The sequence below is a fragment of the Massilia sp. YIM B02769 genome, assembly GCF_030411995.1.
Taxonomy (GTDB): Bacteria; Pseudomonadota; Gammaproteobacteria; order Burkholderiales; family Burkholderiaceae_D; genus Telluria.
Window position 1 is genome coordinate 1 of sequence record NZ_JASNRC010000025.1, and the last position, 21747, is coordinate 21747.

The window sequence follows — 21747 nt, forward strand, 5'->3', positions numbered from 1 at the left end:
GATGGAAGAAGGCCTGCGCTTCGCAATCCGCGAAGGCGGCCGTACCGTCGGCGCCGGCGTGGTTGCCAAGATCATTGCCTAAGCAATAAAGTAGTCTTGTAGTTAAGTAAGACCTTCTGAGGAAGGAATTGATTCCCTTCCTCAGAAAAAACATTCCCACCGTGTGCGCACATGGTGTAGAATGCGCGATTCAGCTGAAGTCTTCGTAGGGGTGTAGCTCAATTGGCAGAGCGTCGGTCTCCAAAACCGAAGGTCGCGGGTTCGATTCCCTCCGCCCCTGCCACCGAATTCTGGTGCGCAGCACCGAAAGTAAAGAAGAATGTCTAATCAATCCGTGCAAACCGTTAGCACCTCGAATGACAAGTTTAAGGTGGCCCTGGCGGTGGTTGCCGCGATTGCAGGCGTAGTCGGGTTCTTTTACCTGAAAGGCCAGAACAAACCAGCCTTGGTCGCCGGCGGCGCCCTCTTGGCTGGTTTAGTTTTTGCCCTCCTGCTTTTGTGGACCTCCACCTCCGGCCGCGAATTCCTGAACTTCGCCAAAGAGTCCGTTCGCGAAACCAAGAAAGTCGTTTGGCCTACCGGCAAGGAAGCGCGCACCATCACCATGATCGTGTTTGCCTTTGTCGCCGTGATGGCGATGTTCCTGTGGGGCACGGATAAGTTGCTGGAATTCCTGCTGTACGACCTGATCCTGGGGTGGAAACAATAATGAGCGATAACGTACAAGATAACGCGCCGGATGAAGTTCCGGCGATTGGCGCATCGGAATCCGACGCCGGTACGACGCCCGCAGCCGCTCCCGTGAGTGTCCCGGTCAGCAACAAGCGCTGGTATGTCGTGCATGTGTACTCGGGCATGGAAAAGAGCGTCATGCGCGCCCTGACCGAGCGCGTCGAACGCGCCGGCATGAGCGAGCAGTTCGGCCAGATCCTGGTCCCGACCGAAGAAGTCGTGGAAGTCAAGAACGGCAGCAAATCGGTTACCGAGCGCCGCTTCTTCCCTGGCTACGTGCTGGTCGAAATGGAAATGACCGACGAAACCTGGCACCTGGTGAAGAACACCAGCAAAGTGACCGGTTTCATCGGCGGCAAATCGAACAAGCCGACCCCGATTCCGGCGCGCGAGATCGACAAGATCATGCAGCAGGTCCAGGAAGGCGTCGAGAAGCCAAGGCCGAAAGTGCTGTACGAAGTGGGCGAGCAAGTCCGCATCAAGGAAGGCCCGTTCACCGACTTCAACGGCAACGTCGAGGAAGTGAACTACGAAAAATCGAAGGTGCGTGTGACTGTCACCATCTTCGGCCGCGCAACTCCGGTGGAACTGGAGTTCGGACAAGTCGAAAAGGTTTAAACGCTTTAATCGGAGCGTCGCAGCAGCTAGGCGGAATCCGGTAAGAGGAGCCCCGCCGAGCGAGTAGTCGCGGTGGGGCGCTACTACTCAAAGCCAATTTAGGAGCACTCCATGGCCAAGAAGATTATTGGTTTTATCAAGCTGCAAGTGGCAGCTGGTAAAGCAAACCCATCCCCACCGATCGGCCCAGCACTGGGTCAGCGCGGCCTGAACATCATGGAATTCTGCAAGGCGTTCAACGCCCAGACCCAGGGTTTCGAGCCGGGCATGCCGATTCCTGTCGTGATCACCGCGTTCGCCGACAAGTCCTTCACCTTCGTGATGAAGACCCCGCCGGCAACCTACCTGATCAAGAAAGCCGCTGGCATCACCAAGGGTTCGCCGAAGCCACATACCGACAAAGTCGGTACGCTGACCCGTGCCCAGGCTGAAGAAATCGCAAAAACCAAGCAGCCGGACCTGACCGCAGCCGACATGGACGCCGCAGTGCGTATCATCGCCGGTTCGGCACGTTCGATGGGCATCACGGTGGAGGGTGTGTAATGGCTAAGCTGTCCAAGCGCGTCAAAGAAATGAAAGCGAAAGTCGACCGTAACAAGGTCTACGCCTTCGACAACGCAGTGTCGATCGTCAAGGAATTCGCAACCGCCAAGTTCAACGAATCGATCGACGTGTCGATTCAGCTGGGCGTGGATCCGAAGAAGTCGGACCAGGTCGTTCGTGGTTCGGTCGTCCTGCCAGCAGGCACCGGCAAGACCGTGCGCGTCGCTGTCTTCGCTTCGGGCGACAAGGCTGAAGCTGCAAAAGCAGCCGGCGCCGACATCGTCGGTATGGAAGACCTGGCCGAGCGCGTCAAAGCCGGCGACATGCCTTTCGACATCGTCATCGCTTCGCCTGACACCATGCGTATCGTCGGTACCCTGGGCCAGATCCTGGGCCCACGTGGCCTGATGCCAAACCCGAAAGTCGGCACCGTGACCCCGAACGTCGCTGAAGCCGTCAAGAACGCCAAAGCCGGTCAGGTCCAGTACCGTACCGACAAGGCAGGCATCATCCACGCGACCATCGGCCGCAAGTCGTTCAGCGATGCCGACCTGCAAGCCAACCTGGCTGCACTGATCGACGCACTGAACAAGGCCAAGCCAGCCACCTCGAAAGGTGTGTACCTGCGCAAGGTCGCGATCTCGTCGACCATGGGCGCTGGCGTCCGTGTCGACCACGCTTCGGTCGCCGCTTAAGTTTCAAGAATCAAGTCCTCGCAAAACACTAGCGGGGCGCATCTTTGGGCTGCCGGGGCAGGACACCGCCCCGGCAGGCAGTCAAAGACCGTTGGGCCGAAGGCAGAGGTTGAGCCGGAGGTTAATAGACCACCCAACGCAGATGGTGTACCCGAACAAGTTTTGTAGTTCATGCTGCGTGAAAACATCCACGCTGGTTTGACTTCTTAACTTCGGACGCCGTGTGTTCGAACCGATGCAAACGTGGTGTTTGCATCATTTAAGGAGATTGACCGTGGGTCTTAATCTGAATGACAAAAAGGCCGTCGTCGAAGAAGTGAGCGCGAAAGTAGCAACCGCGCAAACGATCGTCGTGGCCGAGTACCGTGGCATCCAGGTTAGTCACTTGACGAAACTCCGTGCAGCCGCGCGTTCGCAGGGTGTGTACCTGCGTGTTCTGAAGAACACGCTGGCACGCCGCTCTGTCGAAGGCACGCAGTTTGCCCCTCTGGCTGACGCCATGACCGGTCCGCTGATCTACTCGATCTCGGACGACGCCGTTGCAGCAGCGAAAGTCATCAACGACTTCGCCAAAACCAACGACAAGCTGGTCGTGAAAGCCGGTAACTACGCAGGTAAGCAGCTCGACGTAGCTGGCGTTACCGCGTTGGCAAGCATTCCTTCCCGTGAAGTCCTCATTTCGCAGCTGTTGGGCGTCATGCTGGCTCCGGTGTCGGGCTTCGCACGTGGTCTGGCTGCCCTGGCAGCGAAAAAAGGCGAAGGTTCGGAAGCTGCTCCTGCAGCCGAAGAAACCGCTGCAGCGTAAGCGCACGTTTTTTTTCTCAAGCACTAACTTTGTACTACAAACACTAAATATCTGGAGTTTCAAATGGCAATTAGCAAAGACGATATCCTGAACGCAGTCAGCGAAATGTCCGTCATGGACCTGAACGAACTGGTCAAGGCATTCGAAGAGAAGTTCGGCGTGTCGGCAGCTGCAATGGCAGCTCCTGCAGCCGGCGGCGCCGCTGGCGGCGCAGCAGCTGCTGAAGAGCAGACCGAGTTCAACGTCGTTCTGACCGAAGTCGGCGCGAACAAAGTCGGCGTCATCAAGGCCGTCCGCGAAATCACCGGTCTGGGCCTGAAAGAAGCCAAAGACGTGGTCGATGGCGCACCGAAGACCGTCAAGGAAGCCCTGCCGAAAGCCGACGCAGAAGCCGCCAAGAAGAAGCTGGAAGAAGCTGGCGCCAAGGCCGAGCTCAAGTAATAAAAAGCAATGGGCATCGCAAGGTGCCCAAAGCCGGAGTCAAAGCTTGCAAACCCCGCCGCAAGGTGGGGTTGCGGCTTTGGCTCTTTTGTCGTCCCTGCGGCAAACGCATTACCCTGCAGTACCCGCTTCAAGCATTAGATTAAATCGTAACACAGCAGTAGCCTGTCCTTTTCATCTGGCGGAACACGAAGAGACTTGAGGCCTTGTATGTGGCACGTTGCCACTGGCAATCTCTGAATTCTCATCCTTTCTGTCACTCACGGAGTGTCCATGCACTACTCATTTACTGAGAAGAAACGCATTCGCAAGTCGTTCGCGAAGCGCGCCAACGTTCACAACGTTCCATATCTTCTGGCTACCCAGCTCGAATCCTACGAGAACTTCCTGCAGGCGGACGCTGGTCCTACCGTCCGCAAGAACGAAGGCCTGCAGTCGGCCTTCAGCTCGATCTTCCCGATCGTGTCGCACAACGGTTTTGCGCGCCTCGAATTCCTCTCGTATGTGCTGGGCGACCCTGCATTCGACGTCAAGGAATGCCAACAGCGCGGCCTGACCTTCGCCTCGCCGCTGCGCGCGAAAGTGCGCCTGGTGATCCTGGACAAGGAATCGCCGACCAAGCCGGTCGTCAAGGAAATGAAAGAGCAGGAAGTGTACATGGGCGAACTGCCGCTCATGACCGCCAACGGTTCCTTCGTCATCAACGGCACCGAGCGCGTGATCGTCTCGCAGCTGCACCGCTCGCCGGGCGTGTTCTTCGAACACGACCGCGGCAAGACGCACTCGTCGGGCAAGCTGCTGTTCTCGGCCCGCATCATTCCTTACCGCGGCTCGTGGCTGGACTTCGAGTTCGACCCGAAGGACATCCTGTTCTTCCGCGTCGACCGCCGCCGCAAGATGCCGGTGACGATCCTGCTGAAGGCCATTGGCATGACGCCGGAACAGATCCTGGCGAACTTCTTCGTCTTCGACAATTTCACCCTCCGCAATGAAGGCGGCGAGCTGGAGTTCGTGTCCGAACGCCTGCGCGGCGAAGTCGCGCGCTTCGACATCGTCGATCCGAAGTCGGGCAAGACCATCGTGACCAAGGACAAGCGCATCAATGCCAAGCATGTGCGCGACATCGAGGCCGCCGGCATCAAGTCGATCTCGGTGCCTGAAGACTACCTGGTCGGCCGCGTGCTGGCGACCAACGTCGTCGACGGCGACACCGGCGAAGTCATCGCCAACGCCAACGACGAGCTGACCGACGAGCTGCTGGGCAAGCTGCGCGACGCGAATGTCGACAGCGTGCAGACCCTGTACACCAACGACCTGGACCAGGGCGCCTACATCTCGACCACCCTGCGCACCGACGACACCGCCGACCAGATGGCCGCGCGCGTGGCGATCTACCGCATGATGCGTCCTGGCGAACCGCCAACCGAAGAATCGGTCGAAGCCCTGTTCAACGGCCTGTTCTACAGCCCGGAACGCTACGACCTGTCGGCTGTCGGCCGCATGAAGTTCAACCGCCGCATCGGCCGTGATGAACTGACCGGCGACATGACCCTGTCGAACGAAGACATCCTGTCCGTGATCAAGATCCTGGTCGAGCTGCGCAATGGCCGCGGCGAAGTCGACGACATCGATCACCTGGGCAACCGTCGCGTGCGTTGCGTCGGCGAACTGGCCGAAAACCAGTTCCGCGCCGGCCTGGTGCGCGTCGAGCGTGCAGTGAAAGAACGCCTCGGCCAGGCCGAAGCGGACAACCTGATGCCGCACGATCTGATCAACAGCAAGCCGATCTCGGCCGCGATCCGCGAATTCTTCGGTTCGTCGCAGCTGTCGCAGTTCATGGACCAGACCAACCCGCTGTCGGAAATCACGCACAAGCGCCGTGTTTCCGCCCTCGGCCCTGGCGGCCTGACCCGCGAACGCGCCGGCTTCGAGGTGCGCGACGTGCACCCGACCCACTACGGCCGCGTCTGCCCGATCGAAACGCCTGAAGGCCCGAACATCGGCCTGATCAACTCGCTGGCACTGTACGCCCGCCTGAACGAATACGGCTTCCTGGAAACCCCGTACCGCAAGGTCGAGGGTTCGAAGGTTACCGACAAGATCGACTACCTGTCGGCGATCGAAGAAGGCCGCTACATCATTGCCCAGGCAAACGCGAAGATCAACGAAGAAGGCCAGCTGGTCGACGAACTGGTCTCGGCACGTGAAGCCGGCGAAACCATCCTCGTCTCGCCAGAGCGCATCCAGTACATGGACGTGGCTCCAGGCCAGATCGTCTCGGTTGCAGCCTCGCTGATTCCGTTCCTTGAGCACGATGACGCGAACCGTGCACTGATGGGCGCCAACATGCAGCGCCAGGCCGTGCCTTGCCTGCGTCCTGAGAAGGCCGTGGTCGGTACCGGTATCGAACGCACCGTGGCGGTCGACTCGGGCACCACCGTGCAAGCCGTCCGCGGCGGCGTGGTGGACTACATCGATGCGGGCCGTGTGGTGATTCGCGTCAACGACGACGAGGCGCAAGCCGGCGAAGTCGGTGTCGACATCTACAACCTGATCAAGTACACCCGTTCGAACCAGAACACCAACATCAACCAGCGTCCGATCGTGCAGGTTGGCGACCGCGTTGCCCGTGGCGACGTGATTGCCGACGGCGCATCGACCGACCTGGGCGAACTGGCACTCGGCCAGAACATGCTGGTGGCCTTCATGCCGTGGAACGGCCTGAACTTCGAAGACTCGATCCTGATCTCGGAAAACGTGGTCAAGGACGACCGCTACACCTCGATCCACATCGAAGAGCTGAGCGTCGTTGCACGTGACACCAAGCTGGGCGCGGAAGAAATCACCCGCGACATCTCGAACCTGGCCGAGAACCAGCTGGCTCGCCTGGACGAGTCGGGCATCGTCTACATCGGCGCGGAAGTCACCGCCGGCGACGTGCTGGTCGGTAAGGTCACCCCGAAAGGCGAGACCCAGCTGACTCCGGAAGAGAAGCTGCTGCGCGCGATCTTCGGCGAAAAAGCGTCGGACGTGAAAGACACCTCGCTGCGCGTGCCTTCGGGCATGGTCGGCACCGTGATCGACGTGCAAGTGTTCACCCGCGAAGGCATCCAGCGCGACAAGCGCGCCCAGCAGATCATCGACGACGAGCTGAAGCGTTTCCGCCTGGACCTGAACGACCAGATGCGTATCGTGGAGGGCGATGCCTTCCAGCGTCTGGAGCGTATGCTGGTTGGTAAAGTCGTGAATGGTGGTCCGAAGAAGCTGGCCAAGGGCGCGGCGATCACCTCGGAATACCTGGCCGACCTGGACAAGTTCCACTGGTTCGACATCCGCCCAAGCGACGACGAAACCGCCAACGCACTGGAAGCGATCAAGGAATCGATCAACGAGAAGCGTCACCAGTACGACCTGGCCTTCGAAGAAAAGCGCAAGAAGCTGACGCAAGGCGACGAGCTGCAGCCTGGCGTGCAGAAGATGGTCAAGGTCTACCTGGCCGTCAAGCGCCGCCTGCAGTCGGGCGACAAGATGGCGGGCCGCCACGGTAACAAGGGTGTGGTCTCGCGTATCGTCCCGGTCGAAGACATGCCGTTCATGGCCGATGGCCGTCCTGCGGACGTCGTGCTGAACCCGCTGGGCGTTCCGTCGCGTATGAACGTCGGTCAGATCCTGGAAACCCACCTCGGTTGGGCAGCCAAGGGCCTGGGCTGGCGCATCGGCGAAATGCTGGCCGCGCAAGCGAAGGCGCAAGACCTGCGTACCTTCCTGGGCAAGATCTACAACGAAACCGGTCGCAAGGAAGACCTGGACAACTTCAGCGATGAAGAAATCCTGAGCCTGGCGCACAACCTCAAGAACGGCGTGCCGTTCGCGACCCCGGTGTTCGATGGCGCCCACGAAGAAGACATCCGCCGCATGCTGGACCTGGCGTTCCCGGACGACATCGCTGCCCACCTGGGCATGACGCCGTCGAAGAACCAGGTCACGATGCACGACGGCCGCACCGGCGAAGCGTTCGAGCGCAAGGTCACCGTCGGCTTCATGCACATGCTGAAGCTGCACCACCTGGTCGACGACAAGATGCACGCCCGTTCGACCGGTCCGTACTCGCTGGTGACGCAGCAGCCGCTGGGCGGTAAAGCCCAGTTCGGTGGCCAGCGCTTCGGTGAGATGGAGGTGTGGGCACTGGAAGCCTACGGCGCGTCCTACGTGCTGCAGGAAATGCTGACTGTGAAGTCGGATGACGTGAATGGCCGTACCAAGGTGTACGAGAACCTGGTCAAAGGCGACCACGTGATCGACGCCGGCATGCCTGAATCGTTCAACGTGCTGGTCAAGGAAATCCGCTCGCTGGGTATCGATATCGACCTCGAGCGTAACTAAGAAGCAGAAGGAAGGGTAAATAAAGCTTGCTTTATGAACGAGAGACCCCAAATGCTCTCGTTCCCCTTTCAAAATGCCGCTTGGTTTGAGACGCGCTGTAGTCAGCGCGTTTCGCATTGAAATTTAGTCACCTCTGGAGTGATACATGAAAGCACTGCTCGATCTATTCAAGCAAGTACAGCAAAATGAAAGCTTCGACGCCATCAAGATTGGCCTGGCGTCGCCCGAAAAAATTCGTTCGTGGTCGTTCGGTGAAGTCAAGAAGCCCGAGACCATCAACTACCGTACCTTCAAGCCTGAGCGTGACGGCCTGTTCTGCGCCAAGATCTTTGGCCCGATCAAGGATTACGAATGCCTGTGCGGCAAGTACAAGCGCCTGAAGCACCGCGGCGTCATCTGCGAAAAGTGCGGCGTCGAAGTCACGCTCGCCAAAGTGCGCCGTGAGCGCATGGGCCACATCGAACTGGCCTCGCCAACCGCGCACATCTGGTTCCTGAAATCGCTGCCGTCGCGCCTGGGCATGGTCCTGGACATGACCCTGCGCGATATCGAACGCGTGCTGTACTTCGAAGCATATGTGGTCACCGATCCTGGCATGACCCCGCTGAAGAAGTGCCAGATCATGTCGGAAGACGATTACGCCGCCAAGTACGAAGAGTACGGCGACGACTTCACCGCCTACATGGGTGCCGAAGGTATCCGTGAACTGCTGCGCTCGATCGACATCCACCGCGATGCCGAAGCCCTGCGCGTGGAACTGAAGGAATCGAAATCCGAAGCCAAGATCAAGAAATACGCCAAGCGCCTGAAAGTGCTCGAGGCGTTCCAGCGTTCGGGCATCAAGCCTGACTGGATGATCATGGAAGTGCTCCCGGTCCTGCCGCCGGAGCTGCGTCCGCTCGTCCCGCTGGACGGCGGCCGTTTCGCGACCTCCGACCTGAACGACCTGTATCGCCGCGTCATCAACCGTAATAACCGCCTGAAGCGCCTGATGGAACTGCGCGCGCCGGAAATCATTACGCGTAACGAAAAGCGCATGCTGCAGGAAGCGGTCGACTCGCTGCTGGACAACGGCCGTCGCGGCAAAGCGATGACCGGCGCCAACAAGCGTCCGCTGAAGTCGCTGGCCGAGATGATCAAGGGTAAGGGCGGTCGTTTCCGTCAGAACTTGCTGGGCAAGCGCGTCGACTACTCGGGCCGTTCGGTCATCGTGGTCGGCCCACAGCTGAAACTGCACCAGTGCGGCCTGCCGAAGCTGATGGCCCTGGAACTGTTCAAGCCATTCATCTTCAACAAGCTCGAACTGATGGGTCTGGCTACGACCATCAAGGCGGCGAAGAAACTGGTCGAAATCCAGGAACCGGTGGTCTGGGACATCCTCGAAGATGTCATCAAGGAACACCCGGTCATGCTGAACCGTGCACCAACCCTGCACCGTCTCGGTATCCAGGCGTTCGAGCCGGTCCTGATCGAAGGTAAAGCGATCCAGCTGCACCCGCTGGTCTGCGCGGCGTTCAACGCCGACTTCGACGGTGACCAGATGGCAGTCCACGTCCCGCTGTCGATCGAAGCACAGATGGAAGCCCGCACCCTGATGCTGGCTTCGAACAACATCCTGTTCCCGTCGAACGGCGAACCGTCGATCGTTCCTTCGCAGGATATCGTGCTGGGTCTGTACTACGCGACCCGCGAGGCGATCAACGCCAAGGGCGAAGGCATGATGTTCCCGGACGTGTCGGAAGTCATCCGCGCGTACGACAACAAGGAAGTCGAACTGGCGACCCGCATCACCGTGCGTATCGTCGAGCACCCACGCGTTGCCGGTACCGATGAGTTCCAGCGCACCGTGACCCGCTACGAGACCACCGTCGGCCGCGCCATCCTGTCGGAAATCCTGCCGAAAGGCCTGCCGTTCAGCGTGCTGAACCGCGCCCTGAAGAAGAAGGAAATCTCGAAGCTGATCAACACGTCGTTCCGCAAGTGCGGCCTGCGTGCAACCGTCGTCTTCGCCGACAAGCTGATGCAGTCGGGCTTCCGTCTGGCAACCCGCGCGGGCATCTCGATCGCTGTCGACGACATGCTGATCCCGGACGTCAAGAAGGGCATGATCGCGACCGCCGAAGCGGAAGTGAAGCAGATCGAGCAGCAGTATGCTTCGGGTCTGGTCACCGCCGGCGAGCGTTACAACAAGGTCGTCGACATCTGGGGCAAGACCTCGGACGAAGTCGGCAAGGCGATGATGGACCAGCTGAAAGTCGAGCCGGTCACCAAGCGCGACGGCACCGAAGGCACCCAGGAATCGTTCAACGCGATTTACATGATGGCCGACTCGGGCGCCCGTGGTTCGGCAGCCCAGATCCGCCAGCTGGCGGGTATGCGTGGCCTGATGGCGAAACCGGACGGTTCGATTATCGAAACGCCGATTACCGCGAACTTCCGCGAAGGCCTGAACGTGTTGCAGTACTTCATCTCGACCCACGGCGCTCGTAAAGGTCTGGCGGATACGGCACTGAAGACCGCGAACTCGGGTTACCTGACCCGCCGCCTGGTCGACGTGACCCAGGATCTGGTGGTGATCGAGGACGATTGCGGCACCAGCAACGGCACGCACATGAAGGCGATGGTCGAAGGCGGTGAAGTCATCGAGCCGCTGCGCGACCGTATCCTCGGCCGCGTGACTGGTACCGACGTCGTCAATCCGGAAACGCAGGAAACCCTGTACGAAGCCGGCACGCTGCTGGACGAAGACATGGTCGAAGAGATCGAACGCGTCGGCATCGACGAAGTCAAGGTCCGCACCCCGCTGAACTGCGACACGCGCTACGGCCTGTGCGCCAAGTGCTACGGCCGTGACCTCGGCCGCGGCATGCTGGTGAACAGCGGCGAAGCAGTCGGTGTTGTTGCAGCACAGTCGATCGGTGAGCCGGGTACCCAGCTGACCATGCGTACCTTCCACATCGGTGGTGCGGCATCGCGTGCGGCAGTGGCCTCGTCGGTCGAAGCCAAGTCGAACGGCACGGTCCGCTTCACCGCGACCATGCGTTACGTGACCAACGGCAAGGGCGCCCAGATCGTCATTTCGCGTTCCGGCGAAGTGCTGATCACGGACGACCACGGCCGCGAGCGCGAGCGCCACAAGGTGCCGTACGGTGCGACCCTGATCGTCAAGGATGGCCTGACCGTGAAAGCCGGTACCGCCCTGGCAACCTGGGATCCGCTGACCCGTCCGATCATCACGGAATACGGCGGCACGATCCGCTTCGAGAACGTGGAAGAGGGCGTCACCGTCGCTCGCCAGGTCGACGAAGTGACCGGTCTGTCGACCCTGGTCGCGATCGATCCGAAGCGCCGCGGTTCGGGCAAGGTGCTGCGTCCGCAGGTCAAGCTGCTGAACGACGAAAACCAGGAAGTCAAGATCGCCGGCACCGAACACGCCGTGACGATCGGTTTCCAGGTTGGCGCACTGATCATGGTCAAGGATGGCCAGACCGTGTCGGTGGGTGAAGTGCTGGCACGTATCCCGACCGAATCGCAGAAGACCCGCGACATTACCGGTGGTCTGCCACGCGTTGCCGAACTGTTCGAAGCACGTTCGCCGAAAGACGCGGGCATGCTGGCGGAAGTCACCGGTACGGTTGCCTTCGGTAAGGAAACCAAAGGCAAGCAGCGTCTGGAAATCACGGACATGGACGGCAACAAGCACGAGTTCCTGATTACCAAGGACAAGCAAGTGCTGGTGCACGACGGCCAGGTGGTGAACAAGGGCGAGATGATCGTGGACGGCCCGGCCGATCCGCAAGACATCCTGCGCCTGCTGGGTATCGAAGCGCTGGCCCGTTACATCGTCGACGAAGTGCAGGACGTCTACCGTCTGCAGGGCGTGAAGATCAACGACAAGCACATCGAAGTGATTGTTCGTCAGATGCTGCGCCGCGTGCAGATCGTGGAAGCCGGCGACACCGACTATATCGTCGGCGAGCAGGTGGAGCGTTCGGAGCTGCTGGAAGAAAACGATCGCATGGAAGCCGCAGGCAAACTGCAAGCGACCTACGAAAACGTGCTGCTGGGTATTACCAAGGCATCGCTGTCGACCGACTCGTTCATCTCGGCCGCATCGTTCCAGGAAACCACCCGCGTGCTGACCGAAGCGGCGATCATGGGCAAGCGCGACGGTCTGCGCGGCCTGAAGGAAAACGTCATCGTCGGCCGCCTGATCCCTGGCGGTACCGGTCTGGCATTCCACCGCGCCCGCAAGGAGAAGGAAGTGTGGGAAGCGGAAGAGCGTCAGGCGCTGCTGCAGCAGGAGAAGGCCAACATGGCTGCCGAGCTGCAGGCGATGGAAGATCAGGCGCAGGCGCAAACCACCGAGCATCACGGCGACGCGGAGTAATCGATTCGATTACTGCGTAAGCGCTAGCGAAAACGGCACCCTTCGGGGTGCCGTTTTTTTTGCGTCCTGCATATTCAGGAAGCGATGCGTTTATGCCAGACATAGCCGATAGCGAGTCCGCACACTACTGCCCCGAATGCCGCATATGCTTGCCAGTAATAGACAACTCCTTGTTCTAGCAAGAGATAAGGTCCGACATCCGAAGAGTGGATCTCCAGGAATAAACTGATGAACCAGAGTGCTGCCGGGGCAAACAAAACCGCCCCTAACCAAGGCTTCATGCGGGTTCCGAAGAGGCATAACAGCGCGGCTACGATTCCCACTGTCCAGAATAGATGTGTACTTGGCTCCTTGTCGCTCACCTCGGCAAGTGCACTGCCGGGATAGAAGAGGGCGACGAAGAACACGTATATTATTACTGCACGGTTAGTAGCAAGTAACATTCGGGTTAGCCCTCCGAGTTCCTGTTGAGATGAGCGACAAACATGCCTATATTTGCCGTGAGATGCGGTCACTCTAGAAATGATTAAGGCGGCCTCTGGGATATGGATTAAGCGCGCTCAAGCTAACCATGAAATCTTCAAAAGCATCTCAAATATAAAGAGTGATGGAAAGAAGGAATTCAAAGCAGGCATAATTGTCGGGTGTGCCTACCTGAGCGCTTCCTATCCATGAGACTGCAACGTATCATCCGGCCCGCACGCGACGCGGACGCCGACGCCATTTGTGCCATCTATAACCACTATGTGACCACCACCACGATCAGCTTCGAGGAAGCGCCCGTGGCACCTGCCGAAATGGTGCAGCGCATTGCGGCTGTCGTGGAAGCCGATCTGCCCTGGCTGGTCATGCTCGAAGGCGAAACGCTGATTGGCTATGCCTATGCAGCGAAATGGCGGGTCCGTGCGGCCTACCGTTATTCGGTCGAAAGCTCGATCTATATGGCGCCGGAAAGTGCCGGACAGGGTGCGGGCCGCATGCTGTACGAGGCACTGCTGGTGCAACTGCGCGAGCGCGACTTGCATCTGGTGATTGGCGGCATCGCCCAGCCGAACGAAGCGAGCGTGCGCCTGCATGAGCGGCTGGGCTTTCAAAAAGTAGCGCAGTTCAATGAAGTCGGCCTGAAGTCCGGACGCTGGATCGATGTCGCTTACTGGCAGCTGAAACTGAATGGATGACATGAACAGTTCAGGCATCGAAAGCGTGTTCGCACTGCGCGGTTTCACGACAGTACCAGGCGTCCTTGGCGAAGCCGGGTGCGATCAGGCCCTGTCCTGCATTGCCGCGCTGGCCGAAGACGCGGCCGGCTCGCGTCGTTTGCTGCGCGAGCACTGGTGCCGGGAACTCGTCGCGCGTCTGCACCGGCACCCTGCCATCGCGAGCCTGGTGCCGAGCAATTACGTTGCTGTCCAGTGCACCTATTTCGAGAAATCGCAGGCGCGTAACTGGCTGGTGCCGATTCACTAGGATCTCGGCATTCCGGTCGCGCAACGCGTCGACCATCCTGATTTGAAAGGCTGGTCTGAAAAAGAGGGCAGTCTGTTTGTCCAGCCGCCGGCACCGGTGCTCGCGCAACTGATTGCGGTGCGGTTGCATCTCGATCCCTGCCGGGAAGCCGATGGGCCGCTCCAGTTCGTCGCAGGCAGTCACGTCAAGGGGCGTTTGACAACGGATGAGGTAGCGGTACTGCGCAAGACGCAGCCGCTGGAGACTTGCGTACTCGAACGGGGCGACGCCCTGGTCATGCGTCCGCTGGTCCTGCATGCTTCGTCGAAAGCGTCCGGCACAGGACGGCGCCGCGTGCTGCACGTCGTATTCGGGCCGGCGACGCTGCCTTATGGGCTGCGTTGGGAATGCTGACGGCCGAATCGGTCGACGCTGATGAAATAACCCGGAATAGGCAATAACCTGTCAATGCAAATAGCTACGCTTTTCTTCTGAATATGCATGGCACGCAATAACTATTTATTCAGCATATATTCGTAAATACAAAATGCAAGGCGGTTGAAAATAATTTTTGCCATCAAAAAAATGCAGTGTTAGCATTTATTGCCGTTTTTTGATGGCGCAGTTCATGAAATTCTATTCGCATACATGTTCTACTTAAATGGGGAAGCGTAATGAATAAGTTCAAGAAAACTGTTTTCGCTGCTGCGGTTGCAACGGGTGTCATGCTGTCGTCGATGGCGCCGGCATGGGCATTGCCTTCGTACGAAACCTGCCTCGACATGCAGGAAACCTGTCATGCGGGCGGCGACTGCACCACCTTCCGTCGCCTGTGCCACGTGTACGGCCTGGACTGATCATCCGGCATTGATGGAAAAATGGACCGGCGCGGCTGGTCCATTTTTTACATGAACACGACAAGGAGAAGCACATGAATAAACTCAGGAAAACGGTTTTTACCGCTGCGATTGCAACCGGTGTCATGTTGTCTTCGATGGCGCCGGCATGGGCGACGCCATCCTATGAAGTCTGCCTGGCCATGCAGGAAAAGTGCCACGAGACCGGCGTCTGCAATACCTTCCTGCGCCTGTGCTATTACGCCTACGGCCTGGAATGAAGCGCCGGTAGCGCATGGTTTCAGGCGTCCCTGTCGGGTAACGCCCGTCAGGCGCCGTCCTGGCACGCGGCAGAGCTGGATCAGCGCAGGCTGGTCTTTTTTTTGCGGTAGCGGAGGCTAGCACCTGCCATCCCGGTCTAGCCGAACGGCCCTGTTGGAGCGGATGTTCTACACTCATGCGCGTTGTCTCGTTCAATATCGTTCACACGAAAGGGATCTGCCATGAAAGCTCAATGGATAGTCGCAGCGCTGCTGTGCTCCACTTATGCCGGCGCGGCCGTGCACGCCGCCGAGATGCGCGCGACGATGAATGCGGTGTCGGATGCCGGCGTCGGCAAGTCGACCGGCACGGTCACCATCAGCGAAACCAAATACGGGCTGGTGTTCACGCCGAAGCTGGAAGGCCTGCCGCCGGGCGTGCATGGCTTCCACGTTCACGAGAACAAGAGCTGCGACACGAACCAGAAGGATGGCAAGCCGGTGCCGGCGGGCGCGGCAGGCGGGCACCTGGATACGACGGGCAGCAAGAAGCACGGGCTGCCGTGGGGCGATGGGCACGTGGGCGACTTGCCGGCGCTGTATGTCGAGAGCTCGGGAGCGGCCATGAATCCGGTGCTGGCGCCGCGGCTGAAGCTGGCCGACGTCAAGGGCAAGGCGCTGATGGTGCATGCGGGTGGGGATAATCATGCGGATCATCCGGCGCCGCTGGGTGGTGGCGGGGCGCGGATTGTGTGCGGGATTATCGAGTGATGGCGATGGCACGGGTTTGAGCGTGCCATGTGCATGTGCCGTAACGCGTGGGCACAGGGGCGCCCACCCTACGGTGCAACGGCCGTCGATTATCGGTGACGTGACGATGTGAGCCAATAAAAAAGCCCGGTCAGTGATGACCGGGCTTTTGCGTTATGACGCGGCGATTACTTCGCAGCGGCGCGGATCTTGCCGAAGGCGTCGCCGGCTTTCCAGGCCGGCATCTTCGGGCTGTCGGCGATCATGCGGCCCAGGTTCAGCGTGAACTGCGCCTGCTGCACCATGCCCGACAAGTCCCAGCTCGGGTCGTACTCGTCGTTCACCTGGTGGTAGCGCGCGCGGTAGGCTTTCGCCTTTTCGTTGTTCGCTTCCACGTTCGACACCCAGGTGTGGCCGCCGCCCACCGAGAAGGCGGGAATGCCGGCTTTCGCGAAGCTGAAGTGGTCGCTGCGGAAGTAGCCGCCGGCGAGGTCCGGCTTGGCCGGGGCAACCGTCAAGCCCATGGCTTTCGCGGTGGCGGCGGCCATCGCACCCAGTTCGGTACGCTCGCTGCCCTGCACGCCGATGTCTTTCGCCGCGCCGACGAAGTTCAGGCTGTCGAGGTTCAGGTTGGCGGCGGTTTTATCGGCCGGCCACAGCGGCTTGGCGGCGTAGGCGGCGCTGCCCAGCAGGCCTTGTTCTTCGGCTGCGACCCACAGGAACATCTGCGAACGCTTGGCCGGGTTGCGCACGGCTTCCTGCGCCATCGCCAGCAGGCCGGCGGTGCCCGACGCGTTGTCGACGGCGCCGTTGAAGATGGTATCGCCTTCGGTTCCCTGCTTGCCCATGTGGTCCCAGTGGGCGCTGTAGATGACGACTTCGTCCTTCAGTTTCGGATCGGTGCCGGGCACGACGCCGGCCACGTTGTATTCGTTCAGCGTGCGCACGGCGGCGCGGGTTTCGCCTTTCACGCGCGCGTTCAGGGTGACCGGCTTGAACGACTTGTCTTCGGCGGCGGCGCGCAGCTTATCCAGGTCCTGGCCGGCGGCGGCAAACAGTTTACGGGCGGCGGCGTCGGTCATCCAGCCCTGCATGCCGGTGCCGAGGTCGGCGTCGGCCAGCTGGAAGCGCTCGGCGGCGGCCCAGCTGTTCTGCACCACGCTCCAGCCGTAGGAAGCCGAGGCATCGGTGTGGATCAGGATCACGCCGGCCGCGCCCTGGCGCGCCGCTTCGGCCAGTTTATAGGTCCAGCGGCCGTAGTAGGTGAGGCCGGCGCCGTTGAAGCGGTTCGGTTCGGCGGCGGTCGGGGCCGGGTCGTTGACCATCATGACCAGCACCTTGCCCTTGGCGTCCAGGCCCTTGAAGTCGTCCCAGCCTTCTTCCGGCGCGGTGATGCCGTAACCGACGAATACCAGTTCCGCATCCATGTTGTGGTCGGGCTTGGCGTCGCCCGGCGCCCACACCCAGTCCGCGCCAAAGGCCAGCGGCAGCGCCTTGCCGCCGGCGACCACGCCGACATTGCTCTTTTCCGGCAGCGGACGCACACCCGCGATCTTCACTTCCTGGCGGTAGCTGTTGCCGTTGGCCGGCTTCAAGCCTACTGCCAATGCCTGGGTCTCGAGATAGGTGACGGTCAGCTCGCCGCCGCGCTGGCCGGTGCCGCGGCCTTCGACAGCGTCGGAAGCGAGGAAGGCCAGGTGCGCGCGCAGCGGCGCTTCCTTGACGGTGGCGGCTGGCGCCTTGTTGGCCGCGTGGGCGGGGAAGGCGAGCGCCAGGCTGCTGGCGAGGGCGGTAACGACAACGGAGGAGACGATCTTGTGCATGGAATCCTGCTGCGATAGTTAATGGAAGCGCACCCTGAAGTGCGCGTCACATTGTAGAGCAGGCGCTAATAAAACCACAGCATGTCCGCCGCGATCGATGTGCCGCTCAGCGGAATCAGCGGCACCCCGCCCGCAGGCCGCGGCGGCAGCAGATTCTCCGGCAACCCGGGCACGACTTCCTCGATCTTCACGCCGAAGATCGGGTCCGACAGCACATCGACGCGGAAATGCAGCGTCGCGTCTTCCATCCCGTACACGACGATCTTCAGGGTCTTGGCTTCCTTGTCGAGCAGGGTCAGGCCGTTCATGGTGGCGCGGATGGCGCGGGCGTTGATCACGTCCAGCCGGATCTCGGGCGCGCGGTTCTTCGAGGCCAGCGTGAAGTCGGCATGCCGGTCCGGCGCCTTGCCGTTCCTGAGCACGCGAATAAAAGGGAACGCGAGCCCCTGGCGCGGCGCCCAGGCGTACCACTGCTTCGGCTGGCTCCAGCCGAACACGTTCACGAAATAATGCGGCTGCGTGAGGTTCGCGAACAGCGTGCGCTCCCATGGGTCGAGCGGGCCGGCGGGCTTGAGCCAGTAGGCGTCCCAGCTCGGCATGTCCTTGTAATACACGAGCTGGTTGATGCGTGCAGCGGGCGCTTCGTGCACGTCGTCGGCGCTGCCGGCCAGCGCCAGGCCGCCCAGGCCGCACAGCAGCAGGGCGCGCGCCACGTAGCGCCGCGCATGCGCCGCCAGCAGCAGCGTCGATACGCCAAGCAGCAGGGCCAGCATCGCTACCGGCACGTTCATGCGCTGCGGCGAGAGCACCAGGAAGCTGTCGCGCAGCGCCGGCGGCACCAGCATCACGGCGGGCGCCACGCCCAGCACCAGCAGCGCCAGTCGCGCGGCCGGCGGCCAGGCCGTCACGCGGTCCGTGTGCAGCGCGGCCAGGCAGGCCAGGCTTGCCAGCAGCGGCCAGGCCGCCAGGTAGCTGGCGCTCGGCGCCAGCCAGCTTGCCAGCAGCAGCACCAGGACCAGGGCGCCCAGTGCGGCCAGCGCCGCCGCCGTGGCGCCGGTATGGCGCTGCAGCCAGCGCTGGGCCACGAGATAGAGGGCCGCCGCCAGTGCACACACGCCCAGCAGGTAGGCCAGCGCATGGCGGGGCGCGTCCGGGTTCCAGGCGCGGTGCAGCGCCGGCGCCTGCATCCACAGCTGCCAGGCGCCGATGCCCAGCACCACCGCAAGCGCGGGGACGACAAAGGCCGCTTGCAGGAAGGGCGTGTAGCGCATGCCGGCACGCTGCCAGGCGAGGCGGCTCACGCCCCCCAGCAGCAGGCAGCTAAAAAAAGCGAGGGGCCAGACCAGCGCGCTGCTGTAGTGGACGGTGGCGCCGAAGGGCAGCTCGAAATACACCTGGCCGCCGCCGCTGCGCGGGTCGAGCGGCGCCTGGCCGAAGTGGCGCGCCAGCCGCAGCATGGCGCTACCCATGTGCTGCAGCGTGGCCGGCTGCAGGCGCGCGACGGTGTCGCGTTCGCCGGCGCGGTCGAGCGGCAAGCCGGTGTTTGCGAACTGCAGCACCGGTACCTGCAACCGGTCGAGGGCGCCGATGCGCAGCGCGCCCGGCGCCAGCTGGTGGATCTCGTGCATCAAGGATGAGCCGCGCACGTCGGGCACGGCGCGGCGCCAGCCGTCGATGGCCGCGCTGTTGGCGCCGCGCGTGTTGTACAGGATCAGCGGGCCACCGCTGCCGCCGCCATCGAAGCGCAGCGCCAGGCTGACCTCACGCGCCCACGGGTGCTGCTCGACAAAGGCCTGCATGCCCAGGCTGCCGGCCCGTTCGCCGTCGGCGAACAGCACCAGCAGATCGTTCGCGGGTGGTGCGCCGCTGCGCAGGGCGCGCAGCATTTCGAGGGCGGCCGCCACCGGCATGGCGTCGCGCGCCGCGCCCAGGGTGGTGCACTCGCTGTCGTAGTGCACTGCCAGCAGCAGGGCGGGGCGGCGCTGGCGCTCCGATCCGCCGGCGCTGCCCGGCACGCGCACCAGTACGTTGTGCACCACGCCGACGATGGTTTCGTAGTTGGCGTTGTAGTCGACGTAGTTCTTCTGCACGACGGCGCGCTGCACCTGCGGCGCGTAGCCGAGCGCGCGCAGCCTGTCGACGATGTGTTCGCGCGCGCGGCGGTTGGCGTCGCTGGCGATCGGCCGCGGCGCCTGTGCGATCGTCTCCAGTTGTTCGAGTGCGCGCCCGGCCGAGAAGCGGGCAGCCGGCGCATCGCGCGGCAGCGGCTGCGGTGCCGGCGCGCCGTCGTCGCGCAATGCGAGCCAGGCGAGCAAGGCAAGGAACAGGAAGGCGGCAAGGCTGGCCAGGACGCCGGGCCTGGCGTGCGCGTGTTCAGGGATCATGACGAGTCCGAAAAAAAGCCCGCCAGGCTGGGGGATGGCGGGCAAAGCGGGGGACGAAACGGAAAGCGTTCAGTTATCGAGGGTCCAGACAAAGGCCAGCTGGCCCCAGCCGGCTTCCGGCACGCCGTTGTTCATGCCGGGCTTGAACTGGCACATGCTCAGGGCGTTCAGCGCCGCCTTGTCGAGGTCGCGCGAGCCGCTGGTCTTCTGGACGCGGGCGTTGGCAACGCGGCCGTCGGTGCCGATCAGCAGGGCCAGAACCACGGTGCCGCTGTCGCCGTTGCGGGCGGCGCGCGCCGGGTACTCGGGCGTGGCGCAGCCGCTGGCTTCGGCCAGGGCGATACTGCGCACCGCGCCGCTACCTGTGCCGTTGCCCGATGCCGGCGTGCCTGGGGGCTGGGCCGTGGCCTGGGGCTGCGCGGGTTGCGGCGGAACGGGGTCGGCTTCATGTGTGGTCCGTACGGTGTTCTCGATTGGCGGTGGCGTGATCTCGATCTCGATCTTCGGCACCACGATGTCGGGCGGCGCGACCCGTTGCACGGGCTGGGGCGGTTCGGGCGGGACCGGCGGCGGTTCCACCGGCTCGGGCGTCATGAACACCGTCAGGTTCTTCGGCAGCTCCGGCAGCGCGAGCGCCTTGTTGTTCATCATGTTGACGACGCCGACTGCGATCAGCGCGTGCAACCCGGCAACGAGTGCGAACTTGCCGGCCTTATTGCCGTTGGCCTGGTGTGCGTACGAGAAATGCATGGCGATCTCCTTAAGGAAAGAACATCGTTATTCCAATGTGTGGAACTAATATATGCCAACAGATAGCAATGCGTAAAGCGATTTATTGGCAATCGTGCATCCAGGCCAAACCAGGGCCGGGGGCTGGCGTCGGCGGTCTCTCGCCTCGCCCGGCGTTGTATGGAATAATCAGGCGGCAGAGCAGCGATGTGCTGTTTATTCGCAGGCGCCGCTACCAGGGTCTGGCAAGCGGCCACCCCAACAATGAGGGAGATACACGGTGAAAACCAAAGCAATCCGCGTCATGCTGGCCGATGACCACCCGATCGTGATGACCGGCTTTGCCATGTCGCTGGCGGCCGAAGGCATGGAGGTGGTAGGGCAGGCGCGCACGCCGGACGAAGCGGCGGCCCTGTACGCCGAGTGCAAGCCGGACGTCGTGATCCTCGACATCCGCTTCGGCACCGAACTCACCGGCCTGGATGCGGCCCAGCACATCCTGAAAAGCGACCCGCACGCGAAGGTCGTCTTCCTCAGCCAGTTCGACCAGGACAGCCTGATCAAGGAAACCTACCGCATCGGCGCCCACGCCTTTGTCACCAAGGATTGCGACCCGGCCGATCTGGCCGCCGCCGTACGCCAGGCGCATGCCGGCAAGCTCTACTTCCCGCCGCAGATCGCCGAGCGCCTGGCCAGCATCGCGGTGCGCGGCGACGTGTCGCCGCAGTCGCAGCTCGACGAACGCGGTCTTGAAATCTTCAAGATGATGGCCGAGGGCCTGACCAACGCCGAGATCGCCGAGCGCCTGAATTTGTCGACCAAGACCATCAGCAATACCAGCCAGGCGATCAAGGAAAAGCTGGGCGTGGAGCGACAAGCCCACATCACCCGCCTGGCCGTGAAGTACGGCCT

The 21747-nt window shown here is 61.8% G+C and carries 19 protein-coding genes, 1 tRNA gene and 1 pseudogene; 17 read left to right on the top strand and 4 right to left on the bottom strand.

What is annotated here, in order from left to right; translation table 11 throughout:
- The 10 genes and pseudogenes from QPK31_RS25575 to rpoC all read left to right on the top strand — a co-directional run.
- Positions 1-82 (top strand): annotated as a pseudogene (locus QPK31_RS25575) (elongation factor Tu); the annotation flags it as partial.
- A gap of 125 nt (positions 83-207) precedes the next feature.
- Positions 208-283: transfer RNA gene (locus tag QPK31_RS25580), tRNA-Trp, on the top strand.
- Positions 284-319: 36 nt separating this feature from the next.
- Complete coding sequence (secE, locus tag QPK31_RS25585; RefSeq protein WP_290425718.1) at positions 320-709, top strand: preprotein translocase subunit SecE; 390 nt, start codon at positions 320-322, stop codon at positions 707-709.
- Complete coding sequence (gene nusG, locus QPK31_RS25590; protein WP_290425719.1) at positions 709-1350, top strand: transcription termination/antitermination protein NusG; 642 nt, start codon at positions 709-711, stop codon at positions 1348-1350. The genes secE and nusG overlap by 1 nt, the downstream gene beginning before the upstream one ends.
- Before the next feature lie 111 nt (positions 1351-1461).
- On the top strand, positions 1462-1893 hold the full coding sequence (rplK, locus tag QPK31_RS25595) for a 50S ribosomal protein L11 (RefSeq protein ID WP_020653552.1): 432 nt from the start codon (positions 1462-1464) through the stop codon (positions 1891-1893).
- Positions 1893-2588 carry a 50S ribosomal protein L1 gene (rplA, locus tag QPK31_RS25600; RefSeq protein ID WP_229435984.1) on the top strand — a complete coding sequence of 232 codons (696 nt, stop codon included), beginning with the start codon at positions 1893-1895 and terminating at the stop codon, positions 2586-2588. Before rplK ends, rplA begins: the two co-directional genes overlap by 1 nt.
- 274 nt (positions 2589-2862) lie before the next feature.
- Positions 2863-3393, top strand: a complete 531-nt coding sequence (gene rplJ / locus QPK31_RS25605) for a 50S ribosomal protein L10 (RefSeq protein ID WP_136222033.1) — start codon at positions 2863-2865, stop codon at positions 3391-3393.
- Between the two features lie 63 nt (positions 3394-3456).
- The gene (gene rplL / locus QPK31_RS25610; protein ID WP_290425720.1) at positions 3457-3834 is read left to right on the top strand and encodes a 50S ribosomal protein L7/L12; all 378 of its coding nucleotides are present in this window, start codon (positions 3457-3459) and stop codon (positions 3832-3834) included.
- A 273-nt stretch (positions 3835-4107) separates the two neighbouring features.
- Positions 4108-8217, top strand: coding sequence for a DNA-directed RNA polymerase subunit beta (rpoB, locus tag QPK31_RS25615; RefSeq protein WP_290425721.1), 4110 nt, complete (start codon positions 4108-4110; stop codon positions 8215-8217).
- Positions 8218-8362: 145 nt separating this feature from the next.
- Positions 8363-12607 (top strand): DNA-directed RNA polymerase subunit beta', encoded by a 4245-nt coding sequence (gene rpoC / locus QPK31_RS25620; RefSeq protein ID WP_290425722.1) that lies wholly within the window; start codon positions 8363-8365, stop codon positions 12605-12607.
- Positions 12608-12681: 74 nt separating this feature from the next.
- Here the strand turns inward: rpoC and QPK31_RS25625 are convergent, their stop codons facing one another.
- Positions 12682-13014: a hypothetical protein gene (locus tag QPK31_RS25625; protein ID WP_290425723.1), complete on the bottom strand. Its 333-nt coding sequence runs from the start codon at positions 13012-13014 to the stop codon at positions 12682-12684.
- Positions 13015-13278: 264 nt separating this feature from the next.
- On the opposite strand from QPK31_RS25625, the gene QPK31_RS25630 reads away from it, so the two are divergent.
- The 6 genes from QPK31_RS25630 (at position 13279) to sodC (ending at position 15920) form a co-directional block, all read left to right on the top strand.
- Positions 13279-13785, top strand: a complete 507-nt coding sequence (locus tag QPK31_RS25630; protein ID WP_290425724.1) for an arsinothricin resistance N-acetyltransferase ArsN1 family B — start codon at positions 13279-13281, stop codon at positions 13783-13785.
- On the top strand, positions 13778-14074 hold the full coding sequence (locus tag QPK31_RS25635) for a hypothetical protein (protein ID WP_290425725.1): 297 nt from the start codon (positions 13778-13780) through the stop codon (positions 14072-14074). Before QPK31_RS25630 ends, QPK31_RS25635 begins: the two co-directional genes overlap by 8 nt.
- A gap of 42 nt (positions 14075-14116) precedes the next feature.
- Positions 14117-14467 (top strand): phytanoyl-CoA dioxygenase family protein, encoded by a 351-nt coding sequence (locus QPK31_RS25640; protein WP_290425726.1) that lies wholly within the window; start codon positions 14117-14119, stop codon positions 14465-14467.
- Positions 14468-14727: 260 nt separating this feature from the next.
- A complete protein-coding gene (locus QPK31_RS25645) occupies positions 14728-14910 on the top strand; it encodes a hypothetical protein (protein WP_290425727.1) in 183 nt (60 codons plus the stop codon).
- Positions 14911-14984: 74 nt separating this feature from the next.
- Positions 14985-15170, top strand: a complete 186-nt coding sequence (locus tag QPK31_RS25650) for a hypothetical protein (RefSeq protein ID WP_290425728.1) — start codon at positions 14985-14987, stop codon at positions 15168-15170.
- Positions 15171-15392: 222 nt separating this feature from the next.
- Entirely contained in the window at positions 15393-15920 is a 528-nt protein-coding gene (gene sodC, locus QPK31_RS25655; protein WP_290425729.1) for a superoxide dismutase [Cu-Zn] SodC, read from the top strand.
- Positions 15921-16087: 167 nt separating this feature from the next.
- Here sodC and QPK31_RS25660 read toward each other — a convergent pair whose 3' ends face one another.
- The 3 genes from QPK31_RS25660 to QPK31_RS25670 form a co-directional block, all read right to left on the bottom strand.
- Positions 16088-17722 (bottom strand): M28 family peptidase, encoded by a 1635-nt coding sequence (locus tag QPK31_RS25660; RefSeq protein WP_290425730.1) that lies wholly within the window; start codon positions 17720-17722, stop codon positions 16088-16090.
- A 65-nt stretch (positions 17723-17787) separates the two neighbouring features.
- Positions 17788-20106 carry a M28 family peptidase gene (locus tag QPK31_RS25665; protein WP_290425731.1) on the bottom strand — a complete coding sequence of 773 codons (2319 nt, stop codon included), beginning with the start codon at positions 20104-20106 and terminating at the stop codon, positions 17788-17790.
- Positions 20107-20175: 69 nt separating this feature from the next.
- The gene (locus QPK31_RS25670; protein WP_290425732.1) at positions 20176-20856 is read right to left on the bottom strand and encodes an energy transducer TonB; all 681 of its coding nucleotides are present in this window, start codon (positions 20854-20856) and stop codon (positions 20176-20178) included.
- Between the two features lie 259 nt (positions 20857-21115).
- Between QPK31_RS25670 and QPK31_RS25675 the strand changes: the two genes are divergently transcribed.
- Positions 21116-21747, top strand: a 632-nt coding sequence (locus QPK31_RS25675) for a response regulator transcription factor (RefSeq protein WP_290425733.1), incomplete at its 3' end; no start/stop codon positions are given.

Coding starts and splice junctions, on each gene's coding strand:
- secE (WP_290425718.1), top strand. CDS start 320: ATGTCTAATCAATCCGTGCAAACCGTTAGCACCTCGAATGACAAGTTT.
- nusG (WP_290425719.1), top strand. CDS start 709: ATGAGCGATAACGTACAAGATAACGCGCCGGATGAAGTTCCGGCGATT.
- rplK (WP_020653552.1), top strand. CDS start 1,462: ATGGCCAAGAAGATTATTGGTTTTATCAAGCTGCAAGTGGCAGCTGGT.
- rplA (WP_229435984.1), top strand. CDS start 1,893: ATGGCTAAGCTGTCCAAGCGCGTCAAAGAAATGAAAGCGAAAGTCGAC.
- rplL (WP_290425720.1), top strand. CDS start 3,457: ATGGCAATTAGCAAAGACGATATCCTGAACGCAGTCAGCGAAATGTCC.
- rpoB (WP_290425721.1), top strand. CDS start 4,108: ATGCACTACTCATTTACTGAGAAGAAACGCATTCGCAAGTCGTTCGCG.
- rpoC (WP_290425722.1), top strand. CDS start 8,363: ATGAAAGCACTGCTCGATCTATTCAAGCAAGTACAGCAAAATGAAAGC.
- QPK31_RS25630 (WP_290425724.1), top strand. CDS start 13,279: ATGAGACTGCAACGTATCATCCGGCCCGCACGCGACGCGGACGCCGAC.
- QPK31_RS25635 (WP_290425725.1), top strand. CDS start 13,778: ATGGATGACATGAACAGTTCAGGCATCGAAAGCGTGTTCGCACTGCGC.
- QPK31_RS25645 (WP_290425727.1), top strand. CDS start 14,728: ATGAATAAGTTCAAGAAAACTGTTTTCGCTGCTGCGGTTGCAACGGGT.
- QPK31_RS25650 (WP_290425728.1), top strand. CDS start 14,985: ATGAATAAACTCAGGAAAACGGTTTTTACCGCTGCGATTGCAACCGGT.
- sodC (WP_290425729.1), top strand. CDS start 15,393: ATGAAAGCTCAATGGATAGTCGCAGCGCTGCTGTGCTCCACTTATGCC.
- QPK31_RS25660 (WP_290425730.1), bottom strand. CDS start 17,722: ATGCACAAGATCGTCTCCTCCGTTGTCGTTACCGCCCTCGCCAGCAGC.
- QPK31_RS25665 (WP_290425731.1), bottom strand. CDS start 20,106: ATGATCCCTGAACACGCGCACGCCAGGCCCGGCGTCCTGGCCAGCCTT.
- QPK31_RS25670 (WP_290425732.1), bottom strand. CDS start 20,856: ATGCATTTCTCGTACGCACACCAGGCCAACGGCAATAAGGCCGGCAAG.